The sequence below is a fragment of the Sanguibacter sp. HDW7 genome (genome assembly GCF_011300875.1).
GTDB lineage: Bacteria > Actinomycetota > Actinomycetes > Actinomycetales > Cellulomonadaceae > Flavimobilis.
Genome location: NZ_CP049862.1, coordinates 227,991 through 249,260, shown reverse-complemented (window position 1 = coordinate 249,260; position 21,270 = coordinate 227,991). Strand labels below are relative to the sequence as shown.

At 73.8% G+C, this 21,270-nt stretch carries 21 protein-coding genes and 1 riboswitch; of the genes, 6 read left to right on the top strand and 15 right to left on the bottom strand.

Annotation, left to right across the window (positions count from 1 at the left end; genetic code table 11):
* Positions 1 to 286: 286 nt before the first annotated feature.
* From G7063_RS01050 to G7063_RS01000, 11 genes are all read right to left on the bottom strand, one after another.
* Positions 287 to 1,282 carry a cold-shock protein gene (locus G7063_RS01050; protein ID WP_166412684.1) on the bottom strand — a complete coding sequence of 332 codons (996 nt, stop codon included), beginning with the start codon at positions 1,280 to 1,282 and terminating at the stop codon, positions 287 to 289.
* A gap of 257 nt (positions 1,283 to 1,539) precedes the next feature.
* Positions 1,540 to 2,004: an ATP-binding protein gene (locus G7063_RS01045; protein WP_166412683.1), complete on the bottom strand. Its 465-nt coding sequence runs from the start codon at positions 2,002 to 2,004 to the stop codon at positions 1,540 to 1,542.
* Between the two features lie 242 nt (positions 2,005 to 2,246).
* Positions 2,247 to 3,488 (bottom strand): MFS transporter, encoded by a 1,242-nt coding sequence (locus tag G7063_RS01040; protein WP_166412682.1) that lies wholly within the window; start codon positions 3,486 to 3,488, stop codon positions 2,247 to 2,249.
* Complete coding sequence (locus G7063_RS01035; RefSeq protein WP_166412681.1) at positions 3,485 to 4,477, bottom strand: MerR family transcriptional regulator; 993 nt, start codon at positions 4,475 to 4,477, stop codon at positions 3,485 to 3,487. The genes G7063_RS01040 and G7063_RS01035 overlap by 4 nt, the downstream gene beginning before the upstream one ends.
* A gap of 61 nt (positions 4,478 to 4,538) precedes the next feature.
* Positions 4,539 to 4,907, bottom strand: coding sequence for a CrcB family protein (locus G7063_RS01030; RefSeq protein WP_166412680.1), 369 nt, complete (start codon positions 4,905 to 4,907; stop codon positions 4,539 to 4,541).
* Entirely contained in the window at positions 4,904 to 5,344 is a 441-nt protein-coding gene (locus tag G7063_RS01025) for a CrcB family protein (protein WP_240916148.1), read from the bottom strand. The genes G7063_RS01030 and G7063_RS01025 overlap by 4 nt, the downstream gene beginning before the upstream one ends.
* A 31-nt stretch (positions 5,345 to 5,375) precedes the next feature.
* A complete protein-coding gene (locus G7063_RS01020; RefSeq protein WP_166412678.1) occupies positions 5,376 to 6,347 on the bottom strand; it encodes an HtaA domain-containing protein in 972 nt (323 codons plus the stop codon).
* Positions 6,348 to 6,540: 193 nt separating this feature from the next.
* Positions 6,541 to 7,449, bottom strand: coding sequence for a hypothetical protein (locus tag G7063_RS01015; protein WP_166412677.1), 909 nt, complete (start codon positions 7,447 to 7,449; stop codon positions 6,541 to 6,543).
* 131 nt (positions 7,450 to 7,580) lie between these two features.
* On the bottom strand, positions 7,581 to 8,678 hold the full coding sequence (locus G7063_RS01010) for an ABC transporter ATP-binding protein (protein ID WP_166412676.1): 1,098 nt from the start codon (positions 8,676 to 8,678) through the stop codon (positions 7,581 to 7,583).
* A gap of 26 nt (positions 8,679 to 8,704) precedes the next feature.
* Positions 8,705 to 10,489, bottom strand: coding sequence for an iron ABC transporter permease (locus tag G7063_RS01005; RefSeq protein ID WP_166412675.1), 1,785 nt, complete (start codon positions 10,487 to 10,489; stop codon positions 8,705 to 8,707).
* Between the two features lie 6 nt (positions 10,490 to 10,495).
* Entirely contained in the window at positions 10,496 to 11,605 is a 1,110-nt protein-coding gene (locus G7063_RS01000; RefSeq protein ID WP_240916147.1) for a thiamine ABC transporter substrate-binding protein, read from the bottom strand.
* A 67-nt stretch (positions 11,606 to 11,672) separates the two neighbouring features.
* A riboswitch (TPP riboswitch) is annotated at positions 11,673 to 11,786 on the bottom strand.
* An 89-nt stretch (positions 11,787 to 11,875) separates the two neighbouring features.
* On the opposite strand from G7063_RS01000, the gene G7063_RS00995 reads away from it, so the two are divergent.
* Positions 11,876 to 12,169 (top strand): DUF4235 domain-containing protein, encoded by a 294-nt coding sequence (locus G7063_RS00995; protein ID WP_166412674.1) that lies wholly within the window; start codon positions 11,876 to 11,878, stop codon positions 12,167 to 12,169.
* Positions 12,170 to 12,482: 313 nt separating this feature from the next.
* Here G7063_RS00995 and G7063_RS00990 read toward each other — a convergent pair whose 3' ends face one another.
* From G7063_RS00990 to G7063_RS00980, 3 genes are all read right to left on the bottom strand, one after another.
* On the bottom strand, positions 12,483 to 13,436 hold the full coding sequence (locus tag G7063_RS00990) for a VOC family protein (protein ID WP_370520728.1): 954 nt from the start codon (positions 13,434 to 13,436) through the stop codon (positions 12,483 to 12,485).
* A 261-nt stretch (positions 13,437 to 13,697) separates the two neighbouring features.
* Entirely contained in the window at positions 13,698 to 13,928 is a 231-nt protein-coding gene (locus G7063_RS00985; RefSeq protein ID WP_166412673.1) for a hypothetical protein, read from the bottom strand.
* A gap of 30 nt (positions 13,929 to 13,958) precedes the next feature.
* On the bottom strand, positions 13,959 to 14,648 hold the full coding sequence (locus tag G7063_RS00980; RefSeq protein ID WP_166412672.1) for a DsbA family protein: 690 nt from the start codon (positions 14,646 to 14,648) through the stop codon (positions 13,959 to 13,961).
* Between the two features lie 105 nt (positions 14,649 to 14,753).
* On the opposite strand from G7063_RS00980, the gene G7063_RS00975 reads away from it, so the two are divergent.
* From G7063_RS00975 to G7063_RS00955, 5 genes are all read left to right on the top strand, one after another.
* A complete protein-coding gene (locus tag G7063_RS00975; protein WP_166412671.1) occupies positions 14,754 to 15,716 on the top strand; it encodes a hypothetical protein in 963 nt (320 codons plus the stop codon).
* A gap of 132 nt (positions 15,717 to 15,848) precedes the next feature.
* Positions 15,849 to 16,649, top strand: coding sequence for an ATP-binding cassette domain-containing protein (locus G7063_RS00970; RefSeq protein ID WP_166412670.1), 801 nt, complete (start codon positions 15,849 to 15,851; stop codon positions 16,647 to 16,649).
* Positions 16,646 to 18,979, top strand: coding sequence for a YhgE/Pip domain-containing protein (locus G7063_RS00965; protein WP_166412669.1), 2,334 nt, complete (start codon positions 16,646 to 16,648; stop codon positions 18,977 to 18,979). Before G7063_RS00970 ends, G7063_RS00965 begins: the two co-directional genes overlap by 4 nt.
* 187 nt (positions 18,980 to 19,166) lie before the next feature.
* Positions 19,167 to 19,766 (top strand): TetR/AcrR family transcriptional regulator, encoded by a 600-nt coding sequence (locus G7063_RS00960; RefSeq protein ID WP_166412668.1) that lies wholly within the window; start codon positions 19,167 to 19,169, stop codon positions 19,764 to 19,766.
* Between the two features lie 633 nt (positions 19,767 to 20,399).
* Complete coding sequence (locus tag G7063_RS00955; RefSeq protein ID WP_166412667.1) at positions 20,400 to 20,639, top strand: hypothetical protein; 240 nt, start codon at positions 20,400 to 20,402, stop codon at positions 20,637 to 20,639.
* 187 nt (positions 20,640 to 20,826) lie between these two features.
* On the opposite strand, the gene G7063_RS00950 is transcribed toward G7063_RS00955, so the two are convergent.
* Positions 20,827 to 21,225 (bottom strand): hypothetical protein, encoded by a 399-nt coding sequence (locus G7063_RS00950; RefSeq protein WP_166412666.1) that lies wholly within the window; start codon positions 21,223 to 21,225, stop codon positions 20,827 to 20,829.
* Between the last annotated feature and the right edge of the window lie 45 nt (positions 21,226 to 21,270).

Sequence of the window (21,270 nt, the reverse complement as noted above, 5' to 3'; positions counted from 1 at the left end):
ACTCAACCTTGCGGACCACGCATCTATTCCACCCCACCCACCCCTCTGTTCCGATAGCCCATCCGTGCACGTCAGGTGGCCCGATCGGCTATCGGAACGCTGGGCGCGCGGGGCGGGGGGCGCGGGGCGCGGGGTGCGGGGTGCGGGCGCTCGATAGCGGATCCGTACGTCACACGTGAACGGATCCGCTATCGAGTGGGGCGCGGCCGTCGGGCGCCGCCGGAACGTGCGAACGCCCGGGAGCGCACGTGGCGCTCCCGGGCGTTCGACCGGTCAGGAGTGAGGCTCAGGCGAGCTCGACGCGGTCCGCCTGCGGGCCGCGGTCGCTCTGACGCACCTGGTAGCGCACACGGTCGCCCTCGAAGAGATCGCCTCCGCGCACGACGGACACGTGGACGAAGAGGTCCTCGCCGCCGGCGTCCGGACGGATGAAGCCGAAGCCGCGGTCGGGGTCGAAGCGCACGACCTCGCCCGACCCACCACGCACCGGAGCACCCGAGCGGCCACGGTCACGGTCGCCGCCCCGCCCACGGTCGTTGCCGCGGTCGAAGCCACGGTCGTTGCCACGACCACGGTCGAAGCCGCCGCGACCCTGCGGGCGCCCGCCACCACGACGGCCACCGCCGACGACGTCGATGTGACGCGCCTGCGGACCCTTGTCGCCCTCGACGGTCTCGAACTTCACGCGGTCGCCCTCGCCGAGCTCCTCGACGTTCCGCGACAGCTCGCGCACGTGCGCGAACACGTCGGGCCCGCCGTCGTCGGGCGTGATGAAGCCGAAGCCCTTGCCGCCGTCGAACCAGGAGACGGTGCCGTTGGCATCGTCGCTGCCGGGGCCGCCGGCCGCGACAGGCTGGTCGCCGAGGGGGAGCAGGTGGTCCGCCTGCGGACCCTTCTCGCCGGGCACGACGAGGAACGCGACGCGCTGGCCCTCGCGGACGACGCCACCGCCGACGATCGACGAGCTGTGGACGAAGATCTCGTCGCTCGTGCCGTCGGGCGTCGCGAAGCCGTAGCCCTTCGCCGGCTCGTACCAGGCGACCGTGCCGAGCACGCCGAGCGACGCCGCCGGGGCCTCGCCCGTCACGCGGACGCTGCGGGCCTGCGGGCCGCGGTCACCCTCACCGGCCTCGAACTCGACCTCCTGGCCCTCGCGGAGCGCGCGCACGCCCTCGTCGACGAGCTCGGACGCGTGGACGTAGATGTCGTCCGACCCGTCCTCGGGCGCGATGAAGCCGAAGCCTCGGTCGGTGTCGAACCAACGAACGGTTCCCTGGGGCACGTGATCTCCTCGTCAAGGTGGGGGTTGCTCCCTCCAGTGTCCCGCACGATGCGCCGGACGTGTGCGGGTGCGGCAACCCGGAACTGTTCCGTCGGCCACGATCCGCGCTCTCATCCCCGACTCGCAGCGTCCGTGCACGCTCCGGAGCGCGCAGAACCGCCACGGCAGTCAGCGTTGGGCGACTCGTAAGGCCGGAGCACCGTTCGACGGAGCTGCAGACCTACGAGGCGCACGGCACGGCGTTCGGAGCAGGGACTTCAGGCCGTGGGGACAGGCACGACGGGCCCCTCGTCGGGCGTCGGCGGCTCGAAGCCTGCGAGGTAGCGATCCGCGAGCGCCGGCGGGACGACGACGTCGTGCGGCCCCGTGCCGCCACGCGCGGCGAGCCGCGCAAGCACGACCTCGCGCGGGGCGACGACGTGATGGACGACGGGCACGACCCCGACCTCCGCGAGCCACGCACGGTAGCGGTCGCGCGACGCCCGCGACCAGAACGACGTGTCGACGACGACATCCCTCCCGTCGGCGACGAGCTCGAGCATCCGCACGCGGAGCCGCTCATGGATCGAGCGCGCGGCCTCGTCGGGCAGCGGATGGTCACGGAACCCCGCGTCCCACGCGACCTCGTCGAAGGACAGCCTGGCGAAGCCGTCGGCCTCGAGGCCCCGCGCGTGCGTCGACTTCCCGGCCCCGGCCACCCCGCACACCAGCACGACCGTCATGCTCCACCCCGTTCCCGACCCGTCAGTCTGTGGCGAAGCTCGACGATATTGCAGCCCGTGGAGGCCGCACCATCCCGATTCGTCGCGTCCCTGCACACTTCCCCGGTGTGCAGAAGCGCTACGAGTCGCGCAGGGCGGACGACTCGTAGGGCCGGAGCACCGTTCGATGGTGCTGGAGACCTACGAGTCGACGGAGGCGGGCGGGGCTCGGTTCGGGGGGCGCGGGGCGCGGCGAGGTCAGGTCAAGACGGGAGGGGCGCGGCAGCGTCAGGCTCCGACGGGAGGGGCGCGGCCGCGTCGGGCTCCGTCGGGCGGAAGCCGCCGAGCGCCGCGGCCAGCCCCGCCAGGACGACGACGGCTCCCGCGACCGCGAGGCTCGGACCCGCGCCCCACGCGGACGCCGCCGCCGCGATCCCCGCGGAGCCCGCCGCGATCGCGAGCGACTGCATCGCCCCCTGCGTCGCCTGCACCCGCCCGAACACCTCGACGGGCACGCGCCGCACGAGCGGCGCGCCGTGCGTCGCGAACAGCCCCTGCCCGACACCGATGACGACCGCACCCGCGAGCCGCGCCGCGTCCGACGGTGCGAGGGCCAGCACGACCGCCCCGCACCCCGCGACCACGGCACCGCCGACGACGACGAGCCACGTCGTACGCCACCGGCCCCGGACGGCGACGACGAGCGCGACCGCCGCGACACCGCCCGCGACCGCGGCACCCAGCAGGCCGAGCGCGGCGACGTCCGCACGACGTTCGACGAGCAGCAGCGGCAGGCCGACACCCACCGCGGGGATGATCGTCCCCGCGACGACCGCCGTGAGCAGCACGAACGGACGCAGGACCGGGTCGACGACGATCGCGCGAGCACCGGCACCGATCATCGCGAGCGTCACGCGCTCGCGCGGCGCGTCCGTCGACCGTGGCGGGCGGGCGACTCCCGTGAGCACGAGCAGGACGACGAGCACGCACACGATCGCGGCGACGGCCGGGACCGCGGCCGCGAGAGCGAGCCCACCCGCCCCGACGACGATCCCGCCGAGCGCACGCCCTCCGACGAGAGCCGTCTGGCCGGCGACCTGCTCGGCGGCGAGCAGCCGCGGGAAGCTCGCGTCGGTCGACAGCAGTCGCGAGAACGTCACGGTTGCGGGCGAGCTGACAGCGGCGTGCACACCGAGCAGCACGGCCAGCACGACGAGGACCGTCGGACCGGAGGCGACGCCGACGGGCAGCATCGCGGTGCCGAGGCACAGCACCGCGAGCGCACCCGCCGAGCCAAGCACGGCGCGTCGGGGGTCGACGCGGTCGACGAGCGCCCCGCCCAGGAGCAGCAGCACGCCCGAGACGACCGCCGGCAGCGCCCCGACGATCCCTGCGACCTGCGGTCCCGCCGACGCGGCGGTCCAGGCCAGCCCGACGCCGAGCACCGCCGAGCCGAGGGACGTGAGCAGGAAGACGGCGACCCACACGGTCTCGCGGCGGCTCACGGCAGCACTCGGCCGCCTGCGGGCGGCAGACCTTCCGGGACGACGGGCATGAGAAGGATCCCGTGCTGCGGGGTGGCGGCCGAGCGGACGAGCACGGGTTCGAGGTTCGTGTCGGCCTCGAGCATGGCAGGGCCGTGCACGGTCGCGAGCGCCCCGTCGAGCAGCGCGCTGTCGAGAAGGACCTCGACGTCGCCGAGCGGGACGGCGACGTGGCGGGCGTCGGACGGCCCGTCCTCGGGAGCGACCCATGTGCGGTTCAGCCCGCGCGGGCGGCGCGCCTCCCAGACCGCGGCGAGATCCGGGGCTGCGCCCGAGGCGTCCGCCGCGACCGGGGCGAGGTGCGAGCCGTCGGCGAACGTCGCGCCGTGCTCGTCGGCCGTCACCGTGACCTTGGCGCGGTCGCGGGCCCAGCCCGCGAGCGCCGGGACGTCCGGGCCCGGGACCGTCACGACGACGCTACTCCCGCCCGACGTGGCCCGCACGGTCGCGTCGAGCGACCACCGCGCGAGCCGCACGCGGTCCGACGCGAGCAGCACGAGACCGTCGCCGACGACGACCTGAACCGCGTCGAGCTCGTCCGCCCCTGCCAGTGGGGCGACCGCCGCGAGCGCGACCGCGAGGTGCGCGCCGTCGACGGTGGCGACGGCGCGTCGCGGGACGGCGAGCTCACCGGCGAGCCGGCGCAGAGCCGCCGCCTCGGCCGCCGCGGACGTCGTCCGACGGGCGGCAAGCTCTTCGAGAAGCGCGCCCACAGCGCCGTCGTCGGCGTCGACGACGGCACGCATGGTCTCGACGGGGACGGACGCGTCGCGGAGCGCTGCGAGCATCCGCGCCGTACGCACCTGGGCGACGTCGTAGAACCGGTAGCCGCTCACGCCGTCGACGTGGGCGGGCGCGAGCAGGTCGACGTCGTCGTAGTGGCGCAGGGTCGTGGGGGAGAGCCCGACGGCTCGCGCGAACGACCCGATCGAGAGGAGCGGTTCCGGCATGCTGACGATCCTCGCCCCTCGGGCGACCCGAAGGTCAAGCGGGGCCCGGGGATGAGGCGGGTCAGGCGAGCGCAGCCGTCACTGCGACGCCGAGGGACGCCGCCGCGACCGACAGCACCAGCGTGAGCGCGACGCTCCCCCATGCGCGTCGGACGTCGCCGTCCTGCAGGAGCCGCACGGCCTCGACCATCGCCGTCGAGAACGTCGTGAAGCCGCCGCAGAAGCCCGTCGCGAGCATCGCGAAGCCGTCCGGGGCGAGCACGCCGCCGAGCTGCAGGCCCAGCAGCACCCCGATGAGCAGGGAACCGGCGACGTTGATCGACATCGTCGCGACGGGCATCGGGCCGGGGTGCCGGGCGCGGATCGCGCCGTCGACCCAGAAGCGCGCCGCGGCGCCCACGCCGCCGAGAAGGAAGAGGAGGACGATCACGACGCGTCACCGCCGTCCGGGTCCGGAGGGAGGAGGCCGACGCTCCCTCGCACGCGCACCGCGAGCGTCACGCCCGCCGTCGCCGCGACGACACCGAGGACGACCGACCCGAGCGCGTACCCGCTCCCGAGAAGCACGTCGCCCGCGGCAAGGAGGTTCCGCGTCTCGAGCGCGAGCGCCGAGAACGTCGTGAACCCGCCGAGCAGCCCCGTGCCGAGACCGAGCCGCAGGTACCGACGCCGCGCGTCCTCGCGCCCGGCGCGCACGAGCGACTCGAGCAGCAGGCCGAGGAGGAACGCGCCGACGACGTTCTCGAGCAGCGTCGCCCACGGCACGCCACCGACGTGAGGGACCAGCCGCCCGAGCCCGTAGCGCAGCGCCGTGCCGACGGTGCCGCCGAGCGCGACGACGGCGAGAAGACGAGGATCGGGGCGCACCGGACCAGTGTGGCGCACGTGCCGTCCTGGCTCAGAGGACCTTGAGCGTGGCGAGCGTCGTGCGTGCGGACGTCACCGTGGCCGAGCCCCCGTACGTCGTGCGGATCTTCCACGTCCCCTTCGCAAGATGCGGCAGCGTCACGGTCGCCCGTCCCGACCGCAGCACGGCCGTGCGGGTGACCTTGGCGCTCCCGCGCGTCGCGGTGACAGTGACCTTGCCCGACGCGACGAGCCCGGTCGACGTCACGCGGACGGCGACCTTGGCGCGGCTCGAGCTCGCGACCTTCGACGCGACCTTCTGCGTCGCACGCGCCTTCGACGTGAACGTCACGGTGAGGTCGTCCATGGGAGTGCCGACCGCGTAGAGGTCGCCGAACGCGCGGGCTCCTGCCGCCGTCATGGCGAGACCCGTCGCGCGGACGGTGACGCGCCCCTTGGCGGCGGTCCGGGTCGCCTTGGCGGCGGTCGCGAGCCTCACGTCACGGCGCGTCGTCGTGGTCCCGGCGGCGATCCCGCCGAACGCGGCGTGCGCGGTGAGGCGGACGTCGCCCACGACGCTCACGCGGCCGCGCTCCGAGCGAACCTCGACGCCGCTCACGCGCAGCGTGAAGTGGTCGCCCTGGTGGTACGTCACCGTGCCTGCGCTCGCGACGCGGAAGGTCGCGGCCGACGCACCCGACACAGCGCGGGTCGGGAACCTGTAAGCGCGCGACTCGCGCACGGAGTCGACCGCCTCGGTCGACGCCCCGGCGAACGTGGTGCCACCGGCGAGGACGATGCGGCTGCCCACGGCCTTCTGCGCGGCAGGCTTGACCGCGAGCTGCCGAGCGACGTACGAGCGCAGCGAGGACTTCACGCCCCAGCTGAGCGTCCCCGTCGTCGTGGCGGAGTCCTTGGCGGCGACCGCAGGTGCCGCCCCCGAGGCGAGCCCGCCCAGCCCGAGCCCCGCCGCGACGAACGCAGCGACAAGACGACGACGGACAGCAGGACGGGTCGTTCGCACGGGGCGGACCTCCAGGGTGAGGGTGCAGGGGCACCGGGTCGCGGCGGCGTCGGAGCAGCCGCGCAACGGGGCCGGCTCCTGCCTCCCCGATCCTGCCACGGGCGCGGGCGCGGCGCCGCGGGGGTCCGAGGAGTGTTCTTCCCGTGGACCCTCGACAGCCTCGCAAGGGTTCAGGGGCGGAGCACGGACCTGCTTACTCCCAGACGGCCGGCACGAGCTGGAAGGGCGTGAGGTCCACGATCTCGTCGGGGTCGACGACCATCTCGTAGACGCCCGCGTCGACCTTGATCATGCCGGCGGCCTCGGCCGCGTCGGCGTCGTGCCCGACGGCGCTGATGGTCGCGCGCCTGTCGCCGCCCTCGTCGATGCCGAGGTCGACGACGCGCACCTCGACGCCCTGCCAACGGCCGGTGAGGAAGATCTCGTAGAGCTTGTCGACGTCGGCGCGCGGAACCTCGCGGAACCAGCGGCCGGACGCGGCCTGCGCGAAGCCGAAGGCTGCGTGCGGCTCCCCCTCGGAGACGAGGACGACGCGGTCGCCGTGCACCTCGGCGTTGAGGTGCGTCGCCCTCCACTCGGCCATCGCGCCGACGAAGCGCGAGACGCCGGGGAACGTCGTGTGGTGGACGGTCGCGTCGGCGGACTCCCAGCATCGTGCGACGTCGACGTAGCGGGCGAGCACCTGCTCGGTGCCGTCGGCGTGGACGCGGACGAGCTCGGAGCCGGCGGGGACGCGCGAGTGGACGATCCACGTGACGGGCACCTGGTGGCCGTCGACGGGTGCGAAGCCCGTGCCCGTGAACGGCGCGCGGTCGATGAACGTGCCGCCCCTGATGTCGCGGGTCATGGCGTCGGTGCCGCCGACGGCGTCGGCCGTGCGGACCTGCGGGCCGGGCGTGAAGCGCAGGACGTCGACGAACGCGTCGTCGGGCGAGAAGGGGGACGCGGGGAACCCGAGCGCGTGCACCGCGTGGAGGTCGGCGGGGCTCGTCGCCCAGGCGACGTCGGCGACGGGCACCGCGAAGCCTGCGACGCGGTCGTAGCCGAGGCGCAGGTAGGCGTCGGACATGCCGGGGGTGATGGCCTTCTGGAAACGCGTCACGGGTCCTCCGTCGTCGAGGTGAACGTCCATCCTCCCGCATCGGCGGGGCCCGCGCGCAGGACCGTCGGCGGACGGACGGGGCGGCGGTCGGCTCCCGGCCGGGAGCCGGCCGACGCGCCCGGGCGCGGGTCTCAGCCGGGCAGGGGCGCCGTGCGCGCGGGGTCGAGACGCAGGTCGAGCACGCTGCCGGGCGCCGGTGCGGGCTCGTGGGGTCCGACGACGACGGTGACCTGGCCGACGCCCGTGACGTCGACGGTCGCCTCGACGACGCCGCGACGCACGTGCGTGGAGCGGACGGTGCCACTCAACCGTGCGTCGGGGGTGGCAACCGACGACGTGCCGGACGGGCCCTCGGCGACCCGCAGCGCCCCCGGCGCGAGCGCCACGCGACGCCCGTCGACGTCGATCTGCGCCTCGTACCCGAGGAACGACGCGACCTCCCACGACGCGGGCGCGGCCCACAGCTCCGCGGGCTTGCCGACCTGCGCGAGGCGGCCGGCGCGCATGACGGCGACGCGATCGGCGACAGTGAACGCCTCGTCCTGGTCGTGCGTGACGAAGACGGCGGTCGTGCCGGTCGCGAGGAGCGCGGAGCGCAGGTCGACGGCGAGGCGCTCGCGCAGCTCGCGGTCGAGCGCGGAGAGCGGCTCGTCGAGCAGGAGCAGGCGCGGGCGGGGTGCGAGCGAGCGGGCGAGGGCGACGCGCTGACGCTCGCCGCCCGAGAGGGTCGAGACGGCGCGACGACCATAGCCGGCGAGGCCGACGACGTCGAGGAGCTCGGCGACACGGTCGGCGCGCTCGGCGCGGCCGGGCCGGGGGGTGCGGCGGCCGTCGACGACGGTCCGTCCCTGGAGCCCGTAGGCGACGTTACCGGCGACGTCGCGGTGCGCGAAGAGCTGGCCGTCCTGGAACATGAGGCCGAACCCGCGCTCGTGGACAGGCGTCCGCGCGAGATCGTCGTCGTCCCAGGTCACGACGCCGGCCGCGAGCGGCTCGAGGCCCGCGACGGCGCGCAGGAGGCTCGACTTGCCGCAGCCCGACGGGCCGAGCAGAGCGAGGATCTCGCCGCGCGCGACCTCGAGGCTCACGCCGTCGACCGCGCGGACGGCGGTGGCGCCGCGGGCGTCGGGCGCGTACGTGACGACGACGTCCCGCACGGCAAGACCCGCAGCGGGGCCGGCGGCCGGGCCTGCGTCGCGACGGGCCGCGGAAGGTGCCGTCGTCGTCATGTCGCTCTCCCTCGTGAGGTCCACGTTCACAGCTCTCCTGCGGCGTCGCCGCGCATGCGCTCCGCGAGGAGCATGACGCCCGCCGTGACGACGGCGAGCACGGTCGCCGCAGCCATCGCGGTGCTGAAGTTGTCGGTCCCGGGCCGCCCGAGCAGGCGCACGATGATGACGGGCAGCGTCGGCGCGTCGGGCCGCGCGAGGAACGACGTCGCGCCGAACTCGCCGAGCGACGCGGCGAACGCGAAGCCCACGGCGAGCCCGAGCGGCCGCGCGACGAGCGGCAGGTCGACCGTCCGCACGACGCGCCCGGGCGGCGCTCCGAGCGTCGCGGCGGCCTCGTGCTGACGCGGGTCGACGGCGCGCAGCACCGGCAGGAGGAGCCGCACGACGACGGGCACGGCGACCAGCGCCTGCGCGATCGGCAGGAGCCAGCCCGTCGTGCGCAGGTCGACGCCGAGCACGGGCCGCGTCATGGTGACGAGCAGCCCGAAGCCGACGATGACCGCCGACACCCCGAGGGGCAGCATGACGACGGCATCGAGCACGGCGAGGCCGCGTCGGCCGGCGCGCGAGCGCGGGCGCCGCGAGACGACGAACGAGACGAGCCCGCCCACGAGCACCGCGAGCGCCGCAGCGACGGCCGCGGTGGTGAGCGACGTGAACGTCGCCTGCCACACGGTGACGGGCAGCCCCGTGCCCGGCCCCGCTTCGGCGAGGCGCCGGTAGGCGTCGAGCGACCAGGCTCCGTCGCGGTCGCGCAGCGACCGGGTGACGAGCGTCGCGAGCGGCCACGCGAGCAGCACGACGACGACCACGGCCGTCACCCCGACAGCGAGCACGTCGGTGCGCGAGCGCCACGTGAGCGGCCGCTCGCCGCGCGGCTCCGCGTGCAGCGGCAGGGCGCGCTCGCGAGCGGCGCGGGCGCGCGCGGAGACGAGCAGGGAGAGCGCGACGACGACCATCTGGAGGATCGAGAGGACCGCGGCCGTGCGCAGGTCGAGCAGCTGCGTCGTGCGCGTGTAGATCTCCGTCTCGATCGTCGCGTGCGCACGCGAGCCGAGGACGACGACGACGCCGAACGCCGTCGTGCAGAAGAGGAACACGAGCGCAGCCGCGCTCGCGATCGCCGGCACGAGCGCGGGCAGCGTCACCGTCCGCAGGACGCGGGCGGGGCTCGCGCCGAGAGCGCGGGCCGCCTCCTCGGCGCGCGGGTCGAGCCGCGACCAGAAGCCGCCGACGGTCCGCACGACGACCGAGTAGTTGAAGAACACGAGCGCCAGGACGATCGCCGTGAACGTGCCGTCGAGGCCGAGGCCGCCGAGCGGCCCGCCCGGCCCGAGCAGCGCCCGGAAAGCGACGCCCACGACGACGCTCGGCAGGACGAACGGCACCGTGACGAGCCCGCGCACGAGCGTGCGCCCCGGGAAGCGGCGCCGGTAGAGGACGTACGCGCCGGGCACGCCGAGGACGACGGCCACGGCCGTGCCGACGAGCGCCTGGACGACCGTCGTCGTGACGACCCGCCACGTGCGCGGCTTCGCGAGGACGTCGGCGACGCCCGCGAGGTCGAACGCCCCCGCCGCATCCGTGAGTCCGCGCGTGAGCATCGCGACGACGGGCCACGCGAAGAACAGGCCGAGGAACGCGAGCGGCACCGCGGCCGCGAGCGCGTAGGAGGCCCTGCGCCCCGCCGTCGCCCAGCCGGTGCCCGCGCGACGCTTCAGGGGAGCGACGCCGGGGACGGCAGGCGGACCGGCGGGGTCCGTGCGGGGGACACGGACCTCACCGGGGGCGGGACGCAGGGCGGTCATGGGATATCAGCCGAGGACCGTGTCGGTCCAGTCGGCGATCCAGGTGTCTCGATCGCGGGCGACGACGACGGGATCGACGGCGATCGGGTTCTCGGACAGCGTGCCGTGCTCCTGGAAGGCCTCGGGCAGCGCGACGTCCGGGTCGACCGGGTACATGTACGCGGCGTCCGGGAGGGTCTTCTGCAGCTCGGGGCTCAGCAGGTAGTCGACGACGGCGCGCGCCCCGGCAGGGTTCTTCGCGCCCGCGAGGACGCCCGCGTACTCGACCTGACGGGTGCACGTCGCGGGCAGCGACGCGGTCGTCGTGCCGCCGTCGTCCGTGAGCGTGAACGCAGGGCTCGACGAGTACGACAGGACGATCGGTCGGGTGCCGTTCTCACCCTGGCTCGTGAAGTCCGTGTAGTAGGCGTCGGACCACGACTCGGCGATGCGCACGCCGTTGGCCTTGAGCCGTGCCCAGTAGTCGAGGTAGCCGTCCGCGCCGTACTGCGTCACCGTGCCGGCGAGGAAGCTGAGGCCAGGGGTCGACGTCGCCGGGTTCGTGAGGACGACGAGGTCCTTGTAGGCGGGCTTCGTGAGGTCGTCGAGCGTCGCCGGGACCGGCACGTCCGTGTGCTTCTCGAACCACACGGAGTCGACGTTAATGCAGACGTCGCCCTGGTCGACCGGCGTCACGGCGTCGCCGCCCGCCACCTTGAGCGCGGCCGCGGCCTCCGGCAGCGCCGGGGACGCGTAGGGCTCGAAGACGCCCGCGTCGATCGCGCGCGACGCGAACGTGTTGTCGATGCCGAAGACGACGTCGCCGAGCGGCGCGTCCTTCGTGAGGATGAGCTGGTTGACGAGCGTGCCGCCGTCGCCGACCTGCACGACCTTGACGTCGAGGCCCTTCTTCTTGAGGTCCGCGATCTGCTCCTTGCTCAGCTCGTACGAGCTGTGCGTGAGGAGCGTGACGGGACCCGTCGCCGGGGCGGCGCTCGTCGACGCGGTCGCGCCGGGCGTCGTCGGCGTCGTGCTGCCGCTGTCGGACGCGCAGGCCGCGAGCAGCGTCGCCGACGCGAGCGCGAGGGCCGCGAGCCGGACCGGGGTCCGGCGAGTGGTGCTGGTGATGCTGTGCAACGTCGTTCCTCCTGGTGGTGCTAGGAGGGGTCCCGTCGTCCGTACGGGCAGGCCGCGGCGGACGACGTGGTGAGATGTCCCGACTTCCTCCACCGGTGCTAACCGGATCAGGTTCGAGGGTCTGCGGCGGTCCGCACTCTCAGCGCTCACGGTCTCCCGCAGCGCTCCCCTGTCGTATCCCCACCATCATAGGCCGTCGCGGGGACGGAGGGCGGGGCGGGGCGATAGCGTGGGACAGGGCTGCCGACGACGGCAGACCGACGATCCTGCATGGAGGTTCCGGTGGCGGACGAGAACAAGGAAGCCCTGCTCGAGAAGGTCATCCTCATCGGCGCGTCCGCGGGCGCTGCCTGGGTCGCCCAGAAGGGCCTGTCGTTCGCGTGGAAGAGGGCGACCGGGCACGACGCCCCGCGCAACCCGCTCGACACCGACTCGACGGTCGTCTCGATCATCGTCTTCGCGGCCGTCGCGGGCGCTGCCGCCGCCGCGGCGAAGCTCGTCGCGGACAAGGGCGCACGCCGCGTGACGACGCGCATCGCAGCAGGCCGCCAGCTCCGCGCCTGAGCGCGGGCGGCGGCGCTCCGTCTACCCGCAAGTTTGTGCGCTACCCGCAAGTTCAGACTTGCGGGTAGCGCACAGCTTTGCGGGTAGCCGCGCGAGTGCCGCCCGGAGGGCTCCAGCGGACCGCCTGCACGCGGCCCTCAGGGCTACGCGCGGGTTTGAACTCGCGCGTAGCCCTGAAAACCGCGCGTGCGCGGCTCCCGAGCGGCGGCGGGACGTCTACCCGCGGGTTTGTGCGCTACCCGCAAGTTCAGACTTGCGGGTAGCGCACAGACTTGCGGGTAGCCGCGCGCGGGTCGCCCGGAGGGCGCCCCGATCAGCCGACCGTGACGGCGATGCGGTTGTTCCAGGGGTCCGAGAAGCGCAGGACGGCGCCGTCGTCGGCGTGCTCGACACCGCCGTGGGCGAGCCGATCGGTGAGCGCGCCGATCTCGTCGCGCGTGGGGACGAGGATCGACACCTCGCCCAGCCCGAGCTGGACGGGCCGCGGACCGGCGCCCATCGAGCGCCAGGTGTTCATCGCCATGTGGTGGTGGTAGCCGCCGGCGGAGACGAAGAGGGCCGACGGGCCGAGGGTCGCCGTGGCCTCGAAGCCGAGGGTGTCGACGTAGAAGCGGTGCGCGGTCGGGACGTCGCCGACCTGCAGGTGGACGTGGCCGAGGGTTGCGGCGGAGTCCTCGGGCTTCTCGAGCGCGGTCTCGGTGAGGTGCTCGCTGAGGAACGCGTTGGGGTCGATGTAGAGGGTGTCCATCTTCACGTGCCCGCGGGTCCACTCCCACTGCTCACGCGGGCGGTCGACGTAGAGCTCGATGCCGTTGCCCTCGGGGTCGTCGAGGTAGAAGGCCTCGGAGACGAGATGGTCGCCCGCGCCCGTGTAGAGCTGGGGCGCGTACGTGGCGACGCGGGCGAGGGCGCCTGCGACGCCCGCGTGGTCGGCGAAGAGGATCGCGGTGTGGAAGAGGCCGGCCTCTCCGGGGCGGCGCTCGGGCAGGTCGCGGGCCTCGCGGAGGACGACGAGCGGCACGGAGCCACGGCCGAGGGTGACGACGCCGTCGCGGCCGTCGACGGCGGTGCGGTCCATGACCTGCAGGCCGATGACCTTCGCGTAGAACTCGGTCATCGCGTCGATGTCGCGGACGTAGAGCGTCACGGCGTCCATGTGGGTCGCGGCGGCGAGGCGGTCGGCCGGGGCGAGGGCCGACTGGGCGGCGCCTGCGGCGTGCGCGAGGCGGTCGTTCGCGGCGGGACCGGACGGGGTGGCGGTGCTCATGGGTGCTCCTCGGGTGGGCTGCTCACCAGTCTGCACCCATTTACTTGAAGCGTCAACTATTGAAGCAACAACCCGTGGACGACGACGGGGCCGGGCCGCGCTCTCGCGCAGCCCGGCCCCGTGAGCCGTCACCGTGACGGTGAGCCCGTCAACGACTGGGGCCCGAGGTAAACCCGTCCGACGCTCGTGCGTCCGGCACTCGCACGCCCGACGACACCACGCCCGACGATCTCCCGTCCGACGCTCGGACGCCGACGACGATCACACGCAGCCGTCGGGCCCGCACGCCTCACCGGCGTCGCCGACCATCGTGAACGCGGGCGCAGCCGGCGCGACGAAGAGCGCCGAGGACACCGGCGCGACGGGGCGCGGCGCCGCGTACGCGTCAAGCATCGCGGCGTCGACCTTGGGCGTGGGCGCCGAGACGGGCGCGACGCCGTCGAACATCAGCGAGCTCTCGGAGCCCCGCGGGGCGTTGCGAACGTCAGTCATGAATCCTCCTTGATCCGGAGCCGCAGTCTCTCAGGCGTCGGCGGCCGCGCGCTCGGCGACGATCTGGCCGAGGATCTGCGCGAACGCCTCCCCCGGCTGCGCGCCGGAGATCCCGTAGCGGCCATCGATGACGAAGAACGGCACGCCCGTGATGCCGAAGGCGCGGGCCTGCTCGATGTCCGCCTCGACGGCGTCGGCGTGACGCTCGTCCGCGAGCGCGGCGCGCACGTCGTCGCCGTCGAGCCCGACCTCGGTCGCGAGGCGCACGAGCGTGTCGACGTCGGCGACGTGCTCGCCCTGCGCGAAGTATGCCTCGTAGAGACGCTCGAGCATCTCGGGCTGGAGACCCGCGGCCTTGGCCGCGTGGAGCAGCTCGTGCGCACGGAGCGTCTTGGTGTGGCGCAGGCGCGCGAAGTCCATGGTGAGGCCCTCGGACGCCGCCATCTCGGTCATCTGGCCGAGCATCTGCTCGACCTTCGCGGCAGGCATGCCCTTGTGGTGGGAGAGGAAGTCGATCTCGGAGCCCTCGAAGTCCTCGGGGGTGTCGGGGGCGAGCTCGAAGGAGTGATACTCGATCTCGACGGGCACGGCGGCGTCGGTCGCGGCGAAGGCCTCGATCCCGGCGGCGAGCCGGTGCTTGCCCAGGTAGCACCAGGGGCAGGCGATGTCGGACCAGATGTCGATCTTCAGCGGCTCTGCGGCCGCGGGCTGGGTGCTCACGCTTGTTCAACGCCGTGGCACCCACGGTATTCCGCATGGCGTCGTGACCGCGCGCGGGTCCGACCCGCCGAACCTACAGTGAAAGCCTCAGCGAAAGGCACTGCGATGCACCTGCGATCACCCCTCGTCTCGGCTCTCGCGGCCGGCGCGCTCCTGCTGCCCGCCGCGGTCTCGGTGTCGGCGCCACCGGCGCCCCTGGCGACCACCACCGTCGCGGCCTCGGCCGCCACGTCCGGCAGCACAGGCGGCGCCGCCGCCGCAACCAGGTCCACGCTCGGGAAGCCGAGCGCGCGCAGCCTGCAGATGACCACGCAGCGCGAGCGGGTGAAGATCCGCGTCAACGCGCCGCGCGGCCAGAAGGTTCACCTCCAGCGGCTCGACGCGGGCAGGTGGCGCACCGTGTCGACGACGACGGCTCCTCGCTCGGGATCGTCGGCCCTCGTCCAGCTCGCCCTGCCCGCGAAGGCGGGCTACCGCAGCTATCGCGTCGTGCTCGCGAAGTCCGGGTCGAACCCGCAGCGGATCTCGACGACCGTCAAGATCTTCCAGTCGGACACCAAGAAGCACGCGGCGTACATCGCCAAGGCGCGCGCCTACATGAAGGCCTACTGCCCCTCGACGCCGATCTACATCAACTCTCCGCGCGTCACGCGCGGCAACACGATCGGCCAGGCGTGGACGACGTGGCGCTGGACGTCGGACGGCCGCACCGAGCGCTGGAGCTGGAACGCGACGATCGAGCTGCGCTCGGGGCTCGGGGCCGCCGAGCTGCGGCACACGGCGCTGCACGAGTGCGCGCACATCGTCCAGGCGCGGCCGATCCGCGCGGGCCAGAAGGCGTACGACGCGAGCGTCGCGCGGACGGAGAAGGCCTTCGCCGCGGGCCGGGCCGACCCCCAGGAGCAGCAGGCGGACTGCATGGCGACCGCGCGGACGGGGTCGACCCGGTTCAACTACTACACCAAGAGCTGCTCCGGCTCGCGCCTGAAGAACGCCAAGCAGCTGTGGTCCGCCTACGGGAAGAAGTACCAGGACCCGCGGCTCACCTGGACGCGGAAGGTCGCCTGAGCCCCGGGGCGTTCGGTGGTGTGATGCGACAGACGCGGCCGCACGTTGCGGCCGCGTCTGTCGCGTGCTTATTTTTGTACTGACCAGTCAGTCCAAAGAACCTCGCGGGTCAGACCCGCCGGAGAAGCACCCATGGACACCTCCCCCACGCCCCGCGCGGCGATCCTCGCCAAGGCGCTCCGTCTCGACGGCCCCCACGGCCTCGTCTACGGCCCCCTCGACATGCACGTCGCCGCGGGCGACCTCGTCGTCCTCCAAGGCCCGCAGGGCTCTGGACGCACGAGCCTCCTCCTCACTCTCGCGGGCCGCATGAAGCCCTCGGCCACAACCGTCCAGCTCACCGTCGGCGGCCACGACCTGCCCCGAGAGCGCCGCGCCGTCCAGCGCCTCAGCGCGATCGCCGGGTTCACGGGCATCGACGACCTCGAGCCGTCGGTCACCGTCGGCGACACCGTCCGCGAGCGCCTCGCCTGGCAGGCGCCCTGGTACGCCCGGACGCCGCGCGTCACCGACGCCCGCCTGCGGACGCTCGCCGCGCCGACCTTCGGCCCGCGCCCGGTGCCGTCGGCCACGACCCTCGTGAGTGACCTCGACGAGGTCGACGCGATGCTCCTGCGCATCGTCGTCGCGCTCACGGCGCGCCCGGACCTGCTCGTCGTCGACGACCTCGACCAGGTGCACGACACTGCGCGCCGCCAGATTGTCTGGGACCGCCTCGCGGCGCTCACGACGACGCACCCGACGTCAGCGGCGGGCCTCACGGTCGTCGCGTCGGTCGCGTCGGTCGGCGAGGTCGACGCGATGACGTGGGCTGTCGAGCCTCGCGTCGTGCGCCTCACGACAGGACCGCAGCTCAGCGAGGACGACGCCCCGCAGAAGGTCGCGGCGCACGCCGCGGCCACAGCCTCCACCGACGAGGAGCCCCTCGCATGATCTCCCTCACCTCGACGGGCACGGAGCTGCGGCGCTTCCGCCGCGGCACGCTGCCCAAGCTTGCGCTCGGCGCGCTCGTGCTCATCCCGCTGCTCTACGGCGCCCTGTACCTGTGGGCGTTCTGGGACCCGATGGGGCGCATGGACAACCTGCCGGTCGCGCTCGTCGTCGAGGACGCGGGCGCCACGGTCGGCGGCGAGCGTCTCGACGCCGGCGGACAGGTCGCGGACCGGCTCACGGACTCGGGCGACCTGCGCTGGGAGCGCACGGACGCGGCAGCCGCGCAGGCCGGCGTCGAGAGCGGCGACTACTACTTCGCGGTGACGATCCCCGCGGACTTCTCGCAGCGCATCGCGGACGTCGCGGGCGACGACCCGGAGGCCGCGAGCATCGCGGTGACGTACAACGACGCGAACTCGTTCCTCGCGACGACGCTCGGCCGCTCCGCGATGGAGCAGGTGCAGACGGCGGTGCGGGAGGAGATCGGCTCGCAGGCGGTCGACACGGTGCTCGTCGGGCTCGGCACGGCGCGTGACGGCTTCGCGACGGCGTCGGACGGTGCGATCCGGCTGGGGACGGCCGTGGGCCAGGTCGACGACGGCGCGCAGCAGCTTGCCGACGGTGCACGGAGCGCCGCGGACGGTGCGGGCACGCTCGCGTCGGGCCTCGGCAAGCTGCGCGACGGCGCAGGCAGCGCGGCCGCGGGCGTGACGAAGCTCGACAAGGGCGCGCACTCGCTCAGCGCCGGGTCGGCGACGCTCGCGCAGGGCGCGACGACGCTGGCGACGGGTGTCGGGCAGGCGCACGAGGGTGCGACGACTCTCGCTCAGGGCGCGGGCTCGCTCGCGAAGGGCGCAGCGACCCTGTCGCAGGGTGCGGACAGGCTCGCGTCGGGCTTCACCGCGGACGCAGGCCTCGTCGCCGGAGCCACGCAGGTGGCGGACGGCGCGGACGCGCTGGCCGACGGCCTCGAGGCCGCAGCCCCGACGCTCACGGCCCTGCCGGGGACGCTCACGGACCTCGGCCGGCTGCTGCAGGCGAACGTCGCGACGCTCGTGGCGCTCGACCCGACCGGTGCGAACCCGACCGTCCAGGCGGTCCTCGCGAAGGACAAGGCGTCGCTCGAACAGCTCGGCGGCGTCGACGGCGCGGCGCTCACGGAGCAGCTCGGCGCGGCCGTCACGGGCGCTCGCACGCTCGCCGACGGCGCTGCTGCGCTGAGCGACGGGGTCGGCACCGCGTCGGACGGCGCGCAGGCGCTCGCCGCCCAGCTGCGCCCGGGCGCACAGGGCACGACGACGCTGCACGACGGCATCACCCAGGTCGCGGCGGGCACGACGAGCCTCGAGAAGGGGCTCGCTCGGCTCGACACGGGTGCGGCCGACCTCGCGTCCGGCGCCGGCACGCTCAGGTCCGGGGCGGGCACGCTCGCCGACGGTACGACGACGCTCAAGGCCGGCACCGGAACGCTCCTTGCGGGCGCGGCCTCCGCGGCCGACGGCGCCTCGGCGCTCGCGACCGGAACGACGACGCTCTCGTCCGGGGCGTCGGCGTTGGCCGACGGCACGATGCAGCTCGCTGACGGCGCGGGCATCCTCGCCTCCGGGCTCGCCGACGGCACCGCACAGATCCCCGACGACTCCACGGCTCTGCGCACGCAGCGGGCCGACGTCATCGCGGCGCCCGTCGTCGTCACCGACTCCGACGTCGCGCAGGCCGAGGGCTTCGGGGAGGGCTTCGCACCCTTCTTCATCTCGCTGGCCCTCTTCGTCGGGGCGCTCATCACGTGGCTGCTGCTGCGGCCCGTGCCGTCGCGCGCCCTCGCCGCACCTGTCTCCGGCGGGCGCATCGCGTGGGCGGGGCTGTGGCCCGCGCTGCTCATCGGCGCAGGTCAGGTCGTCGTCATGCTGGGCGTCGTCAAGCTCGGCCTCGGCATGCACACGAGCAACCTCGTCGGGCTCGTCGCGTTCACGCTGCTCGTCTCGGCGACGTTCATCGCGATGCAGCAGGCGATCATCGCGCTCGCCGGGCCCGCCACGGGCAAGGTCGTCGTGCTGGCGATCCTCATGCTGCAGCTCGCGTCGTCGGGCGGCACGTACCCCGTGCCCGTCACCGCCGAATTCTTCCAGGCGATCCACCCGTGGCTGCCCATGAGCTACGCCGTGACCGGGCTGCGCCAGCTCATCACGGGCGGCGCTGACGGGCGGCTGCTGCTGGCGGTCGCGGTGCTCGGCGGGACGCTCGTCGCGTCGCTCGCGGTCACCGCGTGGCGGTCGGGGCGGATGCGCACGTGGACCGTGGACAGGCTGCACCCGGCGATCTCGCTCTGAGCGTCGCGGGCCGGGTCGGATCGGGCCCTGACCGGGCGGTCCGGACCGGCCCAGGGCCGGCTCCGGACCGAGCCAGCCCATCCGGTCCCGGCTACATTCCCTGGGCCGGGTGACTGTTGGGGCTGGTGCACAAGATCCGTGTGCACCAGCCCCAACAGACACCCCGAGAACTGAAAGGATGGCCCCCATGACCTCCCCCACGCCGCGGCCGACGCCTGCTCGCACCGACGGCCACGCCGCGCGCCGGGCCGGGACGCGCGCGGCCGTCATCGACGCCGCGGTGCGCCTCGTCGCCCGGCAGGGATTCTCGGCGACGAGCGTCGACGACATCGCGGCAGAGGCCGGCGTCGCGAAGGGCAGCGTCTACTACAACTTCGGGTCGAAGTCCGAGATCCTCGAGGCCGCCCTGGCCGAGGGCACCGAACGCCTCAGCACGACGCTCGCCACGGCGCGCGACGCCGCGCGCGCGGACGAGCGGATCGACGCGATGGTGCGCGCCCTGCTGCAGTCGGTTCACACATACCCGGACCTCGCCAAGCTCGTGGCGGCCGAGGTGTTCCGTGCCGAGCGCGAGTGGCAGCAGTCGATCGCGACGCTGCGCGCCGAGACGATCTCGATGTTCGCGGCCGAGCTCGCGGAGCGTCGGCCGGGCGAGGACGTGTCGCTGCTCGCGGCGGCGGTCTTCGGGGCGACGCTCGTCGCGGGGCTCGAATGGCTCGTGTTCCAGCCTGGGCGGACGCTCGACGACGTGCACGCGAGCGTGCGGGGGCTCACGGTCGGGCTCTAGGCAGCGTCTCCCGGGATCGCACGCCACGGCGGGAGCGGTGGCACCCGCCCGCGGGTGCGGGTGCCACCTGTCAGCCTTCCACCGTCGGGCACACAGCGAAGCTGGTTTGCCACGTGCACCGTCCCGTCGCGCGGTTCGCAGACGAGGCCCCGGAATGCGGGGCCCCGTCGGGTCCCGGAAGCAGAACCCGGCCTCGGCCAGTCCAATGGGGGGAGGGTGCTGGCACCGAGCGTGACTCGGCTGTCGAGGCACTACGACGCTACGGCGCGCCGAGCGCCTCGTGACGTGAGGACGTCCCGCTGAGCACCGCACCAGCGTCGGCCCGCACCAGGACCGGTACGTCCGTGCCCCCCGCTCCGTAGCTCCCGCGGTCACCACCAGCGCCCCCAGGGGTCTCCGGCCCGGAGTCCGCAAGGCACGCGCGCGGACGCGTCCGCCGACATGGACGACGCCATGCCGGCAACTCGGGTGCGGACCCACCGCCCCCTGCTACCGACGGACGCGCAGAGCCGTGCGGGTCGGGACGGCACCGCGACCGATCATCCGCGGCCGGGTACGGAGCCGTCGTCGAACGCGAGGTCGCCGTCCGAGGCTAGGGGTGTCAGCCGCTCAACCCACCCCTGGACGGACACCGTGAAGGACCTGCATTCGAACGTCGCAGTCGTCAGAGCGTCGCTCATCGCACGACTCCTGTGCGGCCCCGCGTCGACCCTCGAGCTCGCGCCCGACGGGCTCCGCGCCGACGTGCTCACCGACCTCTGCCTCGACGGCCTCGTCCTGCTCTCGGTCGACGGCCTGCAGGCGAGCCTCGAGCCGAACCTGACGTCGTACGCACTCGACCGCCTCTGGGGCGTCGTCGCGCAGGCGTCCTGACCGAGGCTCCTCCTCGGAGACGGAAGGCCTCTGACACCGCGGTGTCAGAGGCCTTCTGTCGTCCATGGCCGTGGGGCAACGGCCGAGCGGCTCGATGCCACCTGGACGAGCCATCGTGCGAACTCCACGGGGAATGCCGACCGGGGAGGTCGTCCCGATCTCGAGGCGACCTCCCCGGACATCACACCTAACGTGCCGTCGTCACGACGACGTACTCGACGACCGGCACGCGATCCTCCGTACGCAGCACGAGCGACATGCCAGTCTCACCCCGGCGTAACGTGAACGACCGCACGTCGTCGCCCTCGAGGCTCGCATCGAGCACGAACCCGGCACCCAGGACCGCGGCGAGCGCATCCTCCTGGTCCGAGGCGTCATCGACCTCGACGGTCGCGTACCAATCGATGTCGACGTCGTCGGCACGCGATCCGGCTTCGACGACCCGACCGGGAGCGATCGAGCTTGAGCCAAGCCCCTCGGGAAGGGGAATCTCTTCCCTCCCCTGACGTGCTCCGCCTCCGGCGCACCCCGCGAGCAGTGCAACGCATACGAGCGTCGCAGTCTCTTTCCACATCTTGTTCTCCACTCTTGAAGGCCGGCGGGCCCAGGCGTCTTGACGCCTGGGCCCGCC